Genomic DNA, 13,957 nt, shown 5'->3' with positions numbered 1-13,957 from the left:
AATTAATACTTAACACGTACGCTTAATTAACTATTAAGGTGTTCAAATATTAGTTTTAAAGTCCTCTCAATCTCTCTGCTGCTCAGATCCGCCCGCCGACCCTCTCAGCACTTCCAGCGCCCCATCAAATCACTTCCTCAAATCCCCCCATCTGCATCATTTTCCAATGAGCGGAGTAGGGCGCCCCGGCAGGAATTCCAGGCAAAAAAAAGCCCGCGAAGGCGGGCTTGATGGTGACCGACAGGGGCCATGGTTGAAGCCCGGCCGGTCATCTATTTGTGAAAGCGTGCAGCTTTTCTGTGAACCTACAAGAAGTATGTTTTATCTAGCGATCAGAATAATCTTGATTGTATATTCCTCACGCGTTCAACTAGCGGGAGCTGGATTATCGATACGTGTTTTGGATTCAATGAATACTGCTACGATTGCGGTTGGATAATCCATCAAAATTCGGAGCAGGGTGACACCCTATCGTGTGGTCATTTCAGAGAGCCTAAACCCGGTACAAAATTTAATGTGTAATCTATATACTCCATCTTGGATCCGCGTTTTTCTTTAACCCTACTTTTTTAATCGGTAAATGATGTCTGATCTACTATTTTTCCCTGTATCGATGCCGGATGAAATGCTGCACTCTCGCGTCACCCGCTATCACTACCTGTCAGGGAATAGAACAGCGGCGGAAACCTACCGTGATTTATTCGCATCTAAGCCATTTAGCATCGGTGGCATTGTGCCTCAGCAGATTGAGAAGCTCGCCGACAGGCTACCAGGGCAGCTGGAGAGCAATCTCGCAGAACTGATCAGTAACAACACGACGTTTCCTGCGTACAGACCTTTTCTAGGTGTTAGGCAAGGACCGGAGGACCATTCTGGATCGCACGCTTTTGATGGGGTGGTACGAATTCCTCGCCGCGAAGAGTCCATCCATGGGAAAGCTAAGCTTTGCCCTAACTGCGTTCAGGAGGATTTGATCGATTGCGGTTCTGCCTACTGGCATCGATCACACCATATACCCGGTGTTTCAGTCTGTTGGCGCCACGGGGACTCGCTGATCCATGCTTGCCCCAAGTGCTCCCACCCTTTCTATCGAAAATTGAAGCTGCTTCCAAATCTGACTGAGCCATGTGCATGCGGGTGGAGTCCGCTCAACGCTAAGACGACGCATAAGGGCTCGGATCTGGAGAAGAAGGTCGCGCTATTCGCGCACGATATCTTGCAACGAAAGATCCCGCCAATAGGTAGCGCAGTATTGAGTTCTTGCTATGTGCGGCAATGTAAGAAACGTGGATTTGTATTTGGAAACAATGCGGGCATTGCGAAACTTTTTGATAGTATTCAAAGTGCTTATGGCGATGAGTATTTAGCGCAAATTGATCCGGCCTACAATAATGGAAAGCATGAGCAATGGATTAGGCTGAAGTCAGACAAGGGTCAGCTTAATATGCCATTAGCGCGACATTTGGTTATCGCGCTTCATTTATTTTCCAGTGCTGATAATTTCGAGGGAGCGTTGAAGAAGGAGTCTATCCTGCTAAGTGCTTCGAGTTCGCCACGACCTTCTAAAAATGTAGATGCGCATTCCGGTAAAATGATTAAGTACCGTCAAAAAATCGAGATGCTTTTGGCACTGCGCTCCGAGGCTGATGTGGAATACCTCTGGAAAAAAGCCTATAAACCAACTCATTGGCTAATGGAAAATGATAATGCGTGGCTGATCGCAAAACTTCGCATGCCTAAGAAGGTTGCCGTTAAGGTTGAGAAGACTATCGACTCAAGAGACGCTGGTTATGCAGCCCTTATTGAAGCGGGCGTGGATGAGTTGTATAGCGTTGCGAAAGATCCTAAAAGGGTGAACATTAGAAATTTGCAGACGCTGCTCCCAAACTCGTTACCTCACGGCCTAGATCTGCGTAAGCAGAGGTTCCCGCTTACTTATCACCAGATCAAGCGTCACCAAGAGTCAGTGTGGTATTTCCGATTAAGGACATTGGTGTGGAGCATCTCTGAAATCATAAGAATGAAGCTGCCGGTGAACTATTCGACTGTAAGATTGACCTCGGCGGTAGCAAGCAAAGTTTTCTTGGTTTTTTCCAGCTTCTTCGAGTGGGATCTGGAAAGCTTGGCGAGAACAGGCGTGGATGCAGAGGCCTTGCTCAAGTCTACCGGCGTATCGAGAGACTGGGAGGGACCGCCGATTGCGATTAGCTTCTGAGGGCATCTGCGCTCCATCCGCCCCGAAAACGTCCTCAGGGGCTGGAGCGATAGCTTTAAGAACCGATTATAGCGCATCGGGTTCTTTAGCTGGTTCTTGTGGGGGGCGCCCGGAGATTGACGTCGTTTGGTTTTTGAGCGAGATATGTATCGAAATTAGCGAGTTTATGTCTTCTGCATAAACTCGCTAATTTCGATAAATACGCTTCTGGTCAGCGCCATAACCCATCAGCATTTGCAAGAAATCGAAAGCTGCCATCACTCCGTTTCGATGAGTCAAAAAAAGCGTCCTGGCCAAGCTGACTCGGCATTAATCACCCTCAGATCTCTCTTGAAATCGCGGCAAATGACCTTAGTATGATCTTATATTGCCATCATCGTTTTCAATCATGGATGTTTCTCGGGGGTAGGTCGAAATGGCAGAACCAGAAGACGCTAAGCCCGCGAGTGGGCGCTTTAACACGAATGATGAGACGAAGCGGATCGTATGGACACAGACCGCTGGTCATTGCGAACTGTGCGGCACAGATCTAACGTTCGACTATCGTGCCGGCAAGCCAATGAAATGGGGCGAAGTGGCGCATATCCTACCCGCCAGTCCCAAGGGGCCTCGGGGACGCGCGGATCATGATGCTGAGGCGCACACGAACGATACTGCTAACCTGATGCTCCTGTGCCCAGGCTGTCATGACAAAATTGATCGTGACGCAGACGGTTATCCTGAAAATGATTTGAGTGGTTTACACCAAGCATACCTAGAGCGCATCCGAATCGCCGCAACGACCCCTGATGGTGGCAGAGCGATTCCTCTCATTGTCCAGAGTCAGCATTTCCAGACGATCAACGATATTCCGGTTCGCGATCTGTTGACTGCGATGTCTGCGGAGGGATTAACCGCCTTCGATCAAGGCATCAAAATTGCCTTCCCTGCGCCCGGACCGCGCGGCAGGGACGCTGCCTATTGGCAGAACGTCAAAGACAGCATCCAGTACGAGCTGGAGCAGCAACTCAAGCGTCGCGGCGGCACCTATGGCGACTCGCCCGCGCTAGCAGTAGTAGGCTTGGCCGATATCCCAGCTTTGATGATGTTGGGCCAGAGCATCGGCGATCGTTCCAAGCGCTTAATCTTCTCTTTTCACCGCGAGCATCTTTTGCGCTGGCCCGATCAGTCTGCTGAGCCGCCCAGTTTTCTGTTTACGCCTCCACCCAACGGCGATGGTCCACTGGCGTTGGTGCTCTCCATTTCTGCGCAAGTTCCAGTTCGCGACGTGACCGACGCTCTACCCGGTGCACGTATTGCAGAGCTGTCGATTCCTGAACCAAGCTACGCGATGGTACAGAACCGTAGGGTGATTCATGCCTTTCGCGACGCGCTCCAAATACGACTGAGCCAGCTTGAGGCTCTGACTCCTAATCCTATCCACGTCTTCGCCGCCATCCCTGCGGCACTGGCTATCGAGTTTGGCGCGTTGCTCACAACGCAGCATCAACATACGTACCTGATCTTCGATCGGGACAAGGACAACCAAGATCGGTTTACGCAAACACTGCAATTGGGCTCGGTGGCCCAGGAGGCTATGTAAATGCTTTTGAGCAACGAACAGACCAAGCGCAGCAGTTGGGAATATTTTCTGCTTCGCGCCGCGCGGGAAATCTCGCTGTCGGAAGCGCAGTACGAAAAAATCAACGACCGCTACTCCCAACTGGAAAAAATCCTCTCGGCTTCTGACAATCCGTTGCTCGCTGAGGCCCATATCTTCGTTCAGGGCTCAATGCGGCTGAAAACCACCATCAAGCCAATTCCCGGTGCGCCTGCGGATCTGGACACCATTGATGCGGACGCGATTATCTGGCTCCCTCACGCTCAAGGCGCTGGTGCGAAGGAAGTTCTAGAGGCGATTGAACAGCGTTTTAGAGAAGGCTCCCGCGTTCAGGAAGAAGTTAAGCAACTACGTCGTGGTATTCGGATCGTTTATGCCGATGAAAATCCAGGTTTTCACATCGATGTCACACCTGCCCGCGCGATCAACGGAAATGGCGAAGCAAATGGCGAGGGAAAGCTGGAGGTTCCGGATCGGGTCACAGGGTGGAAAGCAAGCAGCCCTATTCCTTACTCGAATTGGTTGCAGGTCGCTTCCGCCCAGGAAATCTCCTTGGAAAGCTTGGTGATTGCCAAAAGCCAGCGAATGCTTGATGCCGCGACACAAGATCCTTTGCCGCATTATCAGGACTACATCGATCAAGATCCCCTGCGTGCGACCATAAAGCTGCTTAAGCGGCATCGCGATGAATGGGCCATCAAAACAAGGAGCGCTGATACTCGGCCCATATCTGCAGTTATCACTACTCTGGCCACTCACGCGTACCTGGATGTCGTGAAGGAGTCCCAGTCGAAGCCTCTGGCACCGCTCGATGCAATTCTGGAAATCGTTCGCAGAATGCCGCAGCACATCGCGCAAAGAGGTAGCGATTGCTTTGTCTGCAACCCTGCTGATAACGGCGAAAACTTTGCAGAGAAGTGGAATCGACCCGGCGAGGGGCAAGGCTATCGCCAAGCATTTACCAAGTGGCATGCGGACGCCAGTGCATCTGTGTCATTGGGTTTAGAAAGTTTTGAATCCAACGATTCCTTTGCCGAGGCAGTGAAAAAGAATTTTGGTATTGCACCGGCATTCATTACGGCAGTGAACAATGAGATCCCTGCGAATTGGACGATGCCCGGTCGACCGGATGGCACTACTCGAAACTCTGCTTCGATGGGTTCGCTCTTCGGAGGGGCCAGCGGTGGCGGAACCTCTCAGTCGAGCGTAAAGCCAGTTGGACGCCTTGGCTGATCCTCTTAAGACGCCATTGCAGCGCGGAATCGCAGCACTGCGAAATACCCTAGGTCAGGATGCAGCCGATGCATTGCTCCAGCCCGCACCCATGCGGGCTGACGAAGCGGCGTGCTTTCACTTCCCCTTGCCCATCGATTACACGGGGCAGGAGCGACGACTGCGTATTGGTTTCCCCTCCAACTTTCCCCGTGGGCTCTTGCGGCTGAACGTCGAACCTTCTCCATGGCTGGTTTGGCCGCATGCCACTAAGTCGGGGCTTTGCCTTCATGGCTTTCAGGAACGCCCCATTATGGGCTCTCCGGAGGTCGTGGTAGAGGACAGCCTTGCTCGCTTGGCCCAGATCGTTTCGTTGTCCAAGATGGGATCAAGTCAGGCAACGCGCGATATCGAATTTCAGAATGAGATCACTACCTACTGGTCTTTTCAGCACGGACAGTCGTACCAGAACCTTTTACTTTTGGATCGACCTCAGGCTGCCTCGCAGTTGTTTGCTCTCAGCGATCCGCGCCGGGCTCTGCCATCCGGTCAGGAAACGGTTTGGCTAGCATCGAACATAGCTGCACTCAAAGGGCATTACCGACGGGTTGTCGGGCGCTCCGCTGTCATTCGCGCGGCCGAAACACCTGGTTTTTACGTCAAGCTCCAGACTTATCCGGATATCCGCACTCCGAACCCAGAAGATTTATTGCTGTGGCTCGCGCCACACCTTCAACCAGACGATGCCGAGCAATTGCTGGCATGGTTTGAGCTGCATGGAACGTTGGCGAGTCGATGGATTGTCCTGGAGCTTCCTGGGGGGACGGATGCTCCAACTTATTGCCTCAATGTGCGCTCGCTTGGCGTACAGCAAGAGCGGGGGGCAAAGTTTGGCTTGCGCACAGCGCGCCGCCGGCCAGCCATCGCAAATGCACATCCCCCGGCACTTGTCCGCGCAACTGCCCTAGACGTGCTTGATCGTGCGTCCATTCTGTCCCGCGATATAAGCGGCACTGCAAAGCACCTTGAAAATGCTCGGGTCGTTTGTGTTGGCGTTGGCTCGTTAGGCAGTGCGGTGGCAATACAATTGGCACGCTCCGGTGTCGGCCACCTTACCCTCATCGATCCTGACACTCTGGTGTCAGCCAATCTGGGTAGGCACGTTCTGGGAGCGGATAGCCTAGGGAGGCTGAAAGCCTCAGCGTTGAGGGACAAGATTCTGTTAGATCTTCCGACTACAGAATGCACCGCTTATGCGACTTTCGCCGAAGTAGTTATGAGCAGCAAACCAGAAGTATTCGATAACGCAGATCTTGTGGTGATTACGACAGCAGACTGGCAGTCGGAGGTCACTGTATGGCGAGCCAAATCCAGCGGCGTTTCTTGGGGACTTTTACAAGCCTGGAGCGAACCGTATACCCAGGTAGGCCACGCGCTATTCGCACCAGCCGGTACCTTTGATGGCCGTCATTTATTCACGGACATCGGCGATTTTCTTCATAAGTTTACAGAGTGGCCGGGAGGAGGTGTGGTTCCACTGCCGGCGTGTGGGGAGAGCTTTATTCCAGGCGGATCACTGGGGATGACCAATATTGCCTCTATGGTGTCGCACACGGCTTTACGCGCATTGACCGGCAACATTGCCACTGCATCTTGGGTCAGCAGTATCTACAGGCCTGAAGATGTGCCGAGCCTAGGAGGCCAATACCATGGGCCCAAACTGCCAGAGGGGGCGCAGCAACTCCTACTCGAGCGCGGATGGCCGGAACCTAAGGATGAAATGGTATGACGGATATCGCTTGGCGCTGGAGATGGGCGGAGGTGGATTCCGAGCTATTGGTGTCGCAAGCTGTCGCGGACATCTTGGATAGTCATCGGCAGGGCCTTTTTGGCGTGGAGCGAGGGGGACAGTTATTCGTCAACCCGGTTAGTCCGAAAGGGTTGCTGCTGGCCTTGGCCACGTTGCCTCATCGCGCCGATCGGTCAGGCTGGTCTTGGCTAGAGTTGGATGCGGAGCGGTGCCGACAGGAGATCCAAGCTGCCAACGAACAAGGGTTACGCCTGGTGGGCTATTGGCATACGCATCCCCAATCTGTTCCGGTGATTTCTCCGGCAGATATAGGAAGTTTCTCCAGATTTGCTGCGCGTTACACGCAGGATCTGCCGCACCCAATAGCCGTTATCGTTGGCAAGTCCGAAAAACCAGAAGGCATCAAGGCTTGGTCGTTCAGGGGCGGCAGATATGTTGAGGCAACCTGGCTTAGATAAGCTTCAAGTCGGTGCCATGGGAGGCATGTCAGCTGTTACCCTTACCCGCCAGCATTAGCGCGAAGAGCTCTGCCTGAAAGCGAGCATCATCCAATGCGTTATGGTTCGGTTCGCTGAGTGGCTTCAGGGCAGCGGTCATCTTGGATGATTTTGTTTCCTGCCAGCTGCAACCTACAGCTCCCATGAAGTAGGCCTTCATGTCGATAGCGGTAAAACCAAAGGGGTTGGTTTCCAAGTATTTGTGGAAGTAGTAGTTGACGAATGACCAGTCAAACGGTGCATTGAGTCCTACGAAAATGACCTTCTGCCCCGTTTGGCAGGATGATTTCAGCCATTCACCAAATGTCAGCATCGCCTGTTGCGGAGTGAGTCCTTCGCGCTCCAGCTTCTCCAGACTCAGCCCCGATACTGCCAGTGCTTCTGGGTCGTGTTTTGGACTGTCAGGTCGTAGTTCAAGATAGATGGACGTGGCAGGTTGATCTACAAGGCAAGCTCCAATGGAAAGCAGACTGTATTCGCCTGGTATAGGTCCAGAAGTCTCGACGTCGACGGAAACATAAAGCTCATCAGGGTTCATGTCATATCCTTTTGTGTAGTTGCCAGATCACGCTCAAGCTCGTAACCATGTGACGGTGGAAAGGCGGCAAAGCCATTGCCCCATTTTTTGCTGTTGCACTCGCTATCCGGCGTTCGAGCAGCGGCAGTGCATGTCTACCGGAGGAGTGCACGTTCCTTTGGTCAGCTCTGCGCCCGAGCATAATGATGTGTGTCATTCTCTAATCGCGGATGAGGGCCGGACAATCATGAGCGAGCGTTGGATAGTCAAGTGCCATAATACTGAGGACGGTACTGGCGACATCATCATTGACCTACCTCCAGAGTTGCTTGACCAAATGGGGTTAGGTGTTGGGGACGACCTGGAGCTAACGGTAGCGGATGGCACATTAGTGCTGACGCCCATGGACAACGCAGCATCAGTGCGGCCCATGTTTGCTGGCGTCCTGCGTCATGATGCCTATCATGCTTACCGCACGCGTCTGGAGGCGCTTCTTCATATCTCCGTCAATGCTTCGGATCTGGACATTCACGACATGATTGTAGCTGGCTTCTCGGCCAGCTTGATCAAGGTGCTTTGTGATGATGGAACCCTAAGCGACGAAGAACGCGACAGAATAATTCAACCCAAAGCGCTCAAAACAAAATTGGCAGCCAATCAGCTTTTAACGTTGCATGAGAGTGACCACCTGTTCCGGTTTGGACACATTACCGCCATGGCCGAGGTGATCTTCGGTGACAAAGGGAAGGCCAAACAATGGCTTTCGAAACCCAAAGCCCGTTTTTTGGGAGAAAGCCCATCGGCGATGGTCACTACATCTCACGGCACACATCTAGTCGAAGAAATGCTGATTCAGGTGTCTGAAGGCATGTCATTTTAATCCAGCCGCAGCCGAGTAGAATCAACCCAAGCGAGTACGCGATCGCAGCTGGCATTGTTAAGGCGGCGCGCTCCGTTAACTCGGGTGCCCACGGAATTGCTGAATATTTTTCTAACCTATCTTCAGATGGAGCGCTGATTCACTCGTTTCGACAGCTCTTCAGCCGACTCTTTGCGTTCCGAGTAACGGTCTACCAAGTAGTCCTGACGGTCACGCAATAGCAGGGTGAACTTCATCAGATCCTCCATCACGTCGACCAGGCGATCGTAGTAGGACGAAGGCTTCATACGTCCATTCTCGTCAAACTCGGTAAACGCTTTGGGCACTGAAGACTGATTGGGGATCGTCACCATGCGCATCCAGCGACCTAGTACCCGCAACTGATTCACCACGTTGAAAGACTGAGAGCCGCCGCACACCTGCATAACGGCCAGAGTTTTACCTTGGGTCGGACGCACTGCGCCCATCGCCAATGGCACCCAGTCGATCTGAGCTTTAAAGACGGCGCTCATCGATCCATGACGCTCCGGAGAACACCACACCTGCCCTTCAGACCACTGCATTAGCTCGCGTAGTTCCGCGACTCTGGGGTGGGTATCCGGAGCATCATCAGGCAGTGGTAATCCTGACGGGTTGAAGATTCGTGTTTCTGCACCGAAGTGCTCCAGCAACCGAGCTGCTTCTTGGGTAGGCGAGAACTGCTGATTAGTGATTTGTCTGGCGAACTCACATTCCGAACTGTGCGCCTCCCCGTTGACGCTGATACGATGGCACTTTCACATCGTCAGCAGGGAAGCGCATGTTCGATCTACTCAAGCTGCTCACAGACAACAGCCCTTCGCTCAATAGTGACATGCAGGCGTGGTTCAAGCAGTACCCGCCAGACGCCCCATGGAACATCTATTCCGATTACTGTGTAGGCAACACAGAGAAGGCCAACGACAGCTTTTCATTTGTCATCACGCTGAAGCACGACACTGACAAGAATTTTTCAGAGTACATCGCGAACGTTGCGCCAAAAGACCTGAAGAAGACACGCCAGGCGTCGGAAGGTCTGATTTCCTACCTCAACTGCGCTGTGGCCTTCAGCGTCTCGTTCATCGTTGAGCGAGATTCGAAGCTCCTTCGTGATTTCATCACTGATGACAACATCCATGGATTCTGTGTAGGACTTCGTGAGCTGATTGCCGAATGGTCAGACGACCCAGGCGTCGATAGACCATATTGGCAACGCATTGACAAAGCGCTTGGGGAATTTGCAGACGAAGTGAAGCGCAAAAAATTCAATGCGAAGCTGGCGAGGCAGGTATTGCTGACCTCTACGTTCGCAGCGTTTCTCTTCTTGACGCTTAACAAGCTAAAGGAGCCGGCGTTTCTCAGATGGGTGACTGATAGAGATGCTACTTTTGAAAAGTACAATGAGGTGGCTTTTGACATCGCTTTCATGCTGTTTCTTATCGTTCGTCATCAGTCTGGAAATGTAAAAGATCCCAATAAACCTCAATTTATATTCGCCTACCCATTCATGGATGGGAAAACTGACTATGCAGAGCATGTACGCCTTCCTGACTACCTTGCAGGGCTCTGCGCTGACATAAAATTGCCCTCCATGGAGTTCACACACACAAAATTCGAGAAGATCTTCGGTGCTGCCATAATCAACTCGACGAACAATGTCGTTCTCCAGATCCTGGGGAACCCAGAAAAAATTACTGCAAGGCGCCTCACATTTAGGGAAGAATCATGAGCGTAAACTTCAACGAAAAGCTCGTAGAACTTAGTTATCACGTACTCTATGAGAAACACTTCGCCAAACTTTATAAGAAACGGCAATATGAAATTTTCTCTCCAGGCAAGGAAGAGGTTCACGTAGGTTTTGACCTTGGATTTGCGGCGCCTGACCCTGCATACAAATTTAGAAAGGGGGAGTTTTTTGAATGGATAAAGAAGCGCTTAATAGATACTAGGACTAACAAGAGCGCATTTATTTTTGCATATTTCTATCAGTACAAACTAATAGCGCCGGTCAACTTAAAAAAACTGAGGGATGCCACTGTCAGAACTGGTCTTACCAATGCAGGCTACGATCCAAATGGCAGGCCTTATAGGGCAAAGCTTGACACGGTAAGGAAGATGTACGCGAAGGGCACTCGCCAACATCCTTTTAGCCAGCATGAAGCTCTATGTCGCTTGTCGCGAGTTAAAGACGCGGAAGTTTTTTACTGCACCCCAAAGTTTGATGAGCAAATGGGCATACCCAAGGAAAATAAGCGCTCCCTAAAGGATTTAACCAGAACCCCAGTTACGATTAATACGCCTGATTTTGCTCTATCAACTCCTCATCATCTATTTTTCAAAGACGTTAATGGCAATAAACCGATGTGGTGCTCAGAACCAGTACCAGCAGAGTCGAGTGAGGAGATCCGCATCCCAAACCTTCTTACCCTCGAGCAACTTGTTAAGTTTATAAAAACAAATTACCTGCTCAATGAGGGGGATGAAAAAGTCGATTACAACGAAACGAGAATCACAGAAGAAGACCTAAGTAGAACCACCTTCCTAAAATACCTAGATGCGTTACCGAAGTGCGGAAAAATCGTAGTTGTCTCTGACTAATGTCGCAACAGCTTCGCTGAAATAGGCCAGTGGATTAGATTCGTGCATCTACGCATGCTTGCACTAACCTCCGGCCTATTTCTGCTAACAGCAGGTGACCGGCTTTCAGGCTTCAACAATTGTTGATCTCTACAAGAGATGCGCAGACCACATCTTGCTCCACAATCATTTCAAGCCTCCTGAAACAAGTCTTGACTGACTCTATAATCACATAGACTTCCTCACGAGTGTTCGCGATTCTTGCCGTCGCACGCCCGTTTCTTCCCGTACACAGAAGATCGGTAATTAGGCTCTGAAACGTTTTCGATGGAGAGTCAGTGAAAACGTCAGAGAGAGGAGCACAGCCTACTAATTCAGCAGCATGAATCGCCCCGGATTCTCTAGACACCTTGCAAGGAAGCCTATCGTTGGTCGGTGGATGTCACCGTGTATGTCGACTCGGCAGTGCATCGAAAAGGGGTTGGTCGTGCTCTTTATCAGCAGCTTCTACCCGTCCTGGGGAAACAGGGATTTCATGCGGCCTATGCCGGCATCGCCCTACCCAACGCGGGAAGCATAGGTATTCATGAAGCGCTCGGCTTCACCCACATCGGCACCTACTCTGAGGTTGGGTTCAAGCACGGCCAATGGCATAGCGTGGGCTACTGGCCCAAACCACTTTGCGCTCTGGCACCGCCAAAAGAATCACTCCGTTCAGTGAGATAAAGGGAGTGTAGAGGGACAAGCTGTGAGATGACCCTACTGCTATTCGTCGGCATCGGAACCGAGCGATTCACTGGGAGCTATGCTGACTGATGATTCTCGTTCGAATCGATTTTTCGATCGGAAGGAGGAACGAATGAATTTTGCAGGGTTTACCTCACTGCTTTCTGCAGGCGAGAACATAAACGGGTGCCCACTCGCTGACCCAGATGCCGTGGCACTCGCCAATCTACATTTTCCTTCCCGTACCTATTGTCTTGTTGCTGATTGGGCAATATTGGACATCAAAGTAACAACGCGTCAGCGAAAAGCCATCATCGACAGGGGGCTGATCCCTGCTCTGGTTTACGCTTTGACCGTTATTCAAGATAGCAAAGGTCGTTTTTCACACGGTGACTGGGTGAGAACTACGGTGGCTGTCTCTTTCACTCATGGGTGTCTATTTGAGACGAAGAATACGATTTATGTATTGATGGGGGCCGGTCGAAGGCTGCATACAGATCTCGAAATAGCACTTAGCTTGTGTTGAGCCGTTACACCAACGAGTGCTCATAAGTCAGCTGGCTTCGCTGCACATGTGTTCGTTCGATAGGAGGAGCTTGAGCGCATTGGAATTTACACTTGAGCTCAAATTGATCAAAAAACAGGCAAAAACTCGCATTTTAAGGCCATCTCAGATTAACTAATCAAGTTGCCAATATTTTTATATTTAACAGATGGTTACGTATATTTTGGTGGGTGCCTATATCTAGATAGCTGGTGCACTTGGCGATAACGTTTCTCCTGTAGCCATTTTTTTAGAGGTTTACGCAACTGATTTCCAGCTGGTTCCACACTCCGGTTGCCTGGTGCCAAATTCGAGAACATCGAGAAGGTCCTCGCACATCCGCTGGCGCACGCGGAAGTAAAGCCGTGCATGGATAAGGAGATGCCCATGCAGAGCGAGTCAACGCTGTGACGGGTGGTGCGGCAGCGAAGGAGGTCGCTGAGGGAAGCTTCATCATATGCAGCCCAGGTCAGAAAAATGCTAGAAGGGCCAGAAATCAGTATTGCTGAAGGATAGAATCAGTGATAGGTTAAAGGCTATCAATTGATCGAGAAGGGTAAGTGAGAAATAAAACTCTTGGCGTTTATTTACGTTCACTAAGAATTCGAGAGGGCTTATCTCAAAGGGAATTAGCTCTCCGGATGAATATTGCTCAGCCGTCACTGAAGCAAATGGAGGATGACTGCAACGACATTAGACTATCTTCGCTACAAAAATATGTCACAGCGTTGGGGATGACCCTATCTGTCAGAATTTACACGTCTGATGGCGAAGGAACAATTGATATCACCAAGGAAACAAATGCAATGGAAAATGAAAATTCTTTCTTCAAAAAGTTAGAAGCAACGCAGGCAAATGCTAACGCAGAGATCTCACAACAACAGGCCAATTTGCAAAAGCAAAGAAAAAATGACGAAGATCGATTAATATTTTTCCAAACTGAAGCAAATAAGCTATCAAACGAAATCAAGGCCAAGCTGGAAAGCAAACTTTCTGTCCGGCAGTATGAGAAAGTAGTACACACTAAATATTGCCATGCAGAGGTGCTCGGCACAGAAGTCCGCCATGGCGATATAAATATTAATTTTACCCCAACAGGACCAAGTTACCTTAGCGCACTTGGTCAGGGCGTAGTAGAGATAAGCTCTAATTCTCTGTACTTTAGGAAAAACCCCCAAAGAACACTATCGCTCATGTTGAAATATGAGAAAGATGACACGCACTGGCTTATTCACTATAGAGACGGCATGAGCGGAATTTGGTCACAAAAACGACTTGACGATGAGTTGCTATACAGCACACTGAGTCTACTTATATTTGATGAGGAATAATATATCACCACTTTAACTTGAGGCCGTAAG

At 50.6% G+C, this 13,957-nt stretch carries 11 protein-coding genes and 2 pseudogenes; 11 read left to right on the top strand and 2 right to left on the bottom strand.

Features of this window, described 5'->3' with window-relative positions:
* Positions 1-583 precede the first annotated feature (583 nt).
* The 5 genes from AC4PS6_RS10700 to AC4PS6_RS10680 all read left to right on the top strand — a co-directional run bounded on the left by AC4PS6_RS10700 (position 584) and on the right by AC4PS6_RS10680 (position 7,295).
* A complete protein-coding gene (locus tag AC4PS6_RS10700; protein WP_492180798.1) occupies positions 584-2,215 on the top strand; it encodes a TniQ family protein in 1,632 nt (543 codons plus the stop codon).
* 415 nt (positions 2,216-2,630) lie between these two features.
* Complete coding sequence (locus AC4PS6_RS10695; protein ID WP_416364690.1) at positions 2,631-3,797, top strand: SAVED domain-containing protein; 1,167 nt, start codon at positions 2,631-2,633, stop codon at positions 3,795-3,797.
* Positions 3,798-5,048 (top strand): nucleotidyltransferase domain-containing protein, encoded by a 1,251-nt coding sequence (locus tag AC4PS6_RS10690; RefSeq protein WP_056854279.1) that lies wholly within the window; start codon positions 3,798-3,800, stop codon positions 5,046-5,048.
* A complete protein-coding gene (locus AC4PS6_RS10685) occupies positions 5,032-6,816 on the top strand; it encodes a ThiF family adenylyltransferase (protein WP_492180796.1) in 1,785 nt (594 codons plus the stop codon). The genes AC4PS6_RS10690 and AC4PS6_RS10685 overlap by 17 nt, the downstream gene beginning before the upstream one ends.
* A complete protein-coding gene (locus AC4PS6_RS10680) occupies positions 6,813-7,295 on the top strand; it encodes a Mov34/MPN/PAD-1 family protein (RefSeq protein ID WP_492180795.1) in 483 nt (160 codons plus the stop codon). Before AC4PS6_RS10685 ends, AC4PS6_RS10680 begins: the two co-directional genes overlap by 4 nt.
* Positions 7,296-7,323: 28 nt before the next feature.
* Here the strand turns inward: AC4PS6_RS10680 and AC4PS6_RS10675 are convergent, their stop codons facing one another.
* A complete protein-coding gene (locus AC4PS6_RS10675) occupies positions 7,324-7,872 on the bottom strand; it encodes a 3'-5' exonuclease (protein WP_492180793.1) in 549 nt (182 codons plus the stop codon).
* Positions 7,873-8,098: 226 nt separating this feature from the next.
* On the opposite strand from AC4PS6_RS10675, the gene AC4PS6_RS10670 reads away from it, so the two are divergent.
* Entirely contained in the window at positions 8,099-8,731 is a 633-nt protein-coding gene (locus AC4PS6_RS10670; RefSeq protein WP_416364693.1) for an antitoxin Xre/MbcA/ParS toxin-binding domain-containing protein, read from the top strand.
* A gap of 122 nt (positions 8,732-8,853) precedes the next feature.
* Here AC4PS6_RS10670 and arsH read toward each other — a convergent pair.
* A pseudogene (arsH, locus tag AC4PS6_RS10665) lies at positions 8,854-9,414 on the bottom strand (arsenical resistance protein ArsH); the annotation flags it as partial.
* Positions 9,415-9,530: 116 nt separating this feature from the next.
* On the opposite strand from arsH, the gene AC4PS6_RS10660 reads away from it, so the two are divergent.
* The 5 genes and pseudogenes from AC4PS6_RS10660 to AC4PS6_RS10640 all read left to right on the top strand — a co-directional run bounded on the left by AC4PS6_RS10660 (position 9,531) and on the right by AC4PS6_RS10640 (position 13,927).
* Positions 9,531-10,478 (top strand): GCN5 family acetyltransferase, encoded by a 948-nt coding sequence (locus tag AC4PS6_RS10660; RefSeq protein WP_492180791.1) that lies wholly within the window; start codon positions 9,531-9,533, stop codon positions 10,476-10,478.
* The gene (locus tag AC4PS6_RS10655; protein WP_492180790.1) at positions 10,475-11,347 is read left to right on the top strand and encodes a hypothetical protein; all 873 of its coding nucleotides are present in this window, start codon (positions 10,475-10,477) and stop codon (positions 11,345-11,347) included. The genes AC4PS6_RS10660 and AC4PS6_RS10655 overlap by 4 nt, the downstream gene beginning before the upstream one ends.
* Before the next feature lie 393 nt (positions 11,348-11,740).
* Positions 11,741-12,063: pseudogene (locus AC4PS6_RS10650) on the top strand (GNAT family N-acetyltransferase); the annotation flags it as partial.
* A gap of 122 nt (positions 12,064-12,185) precedes the next feature.
* Complete coding sequence (locus AC4PS6_RS10645; RefSeq protein ID WP_492180789.1) at positions 12,186-12,578, top strand: DUF6957 family protein; 393 nt, start codon at positions 12,186-12,188, stop codon at positions 12,576-12,578.
* Positions 12,579-13,156: 578 nt separating this feature from the next.
* Complete coding sequence (locus AC4PS6_RS10640; protein ID WP_492180788.1) at positions 13,157-13,927, top strand: helix-turn-helix domain-containing protein; 771 nt, start codon at positions 13,157-13,159, stop codon at positions 13,925-13,927.
* Positions 13,928-13,957: the final 30 nt, after the last annotated feature.

The sequence above is a fragment of the Pseudomonas sp. DW-iso17 genome (genome assembly GCF_058725345.1).
This window is presented reverse-complemented; position numbering and strand designations above follow the sequence as displayed.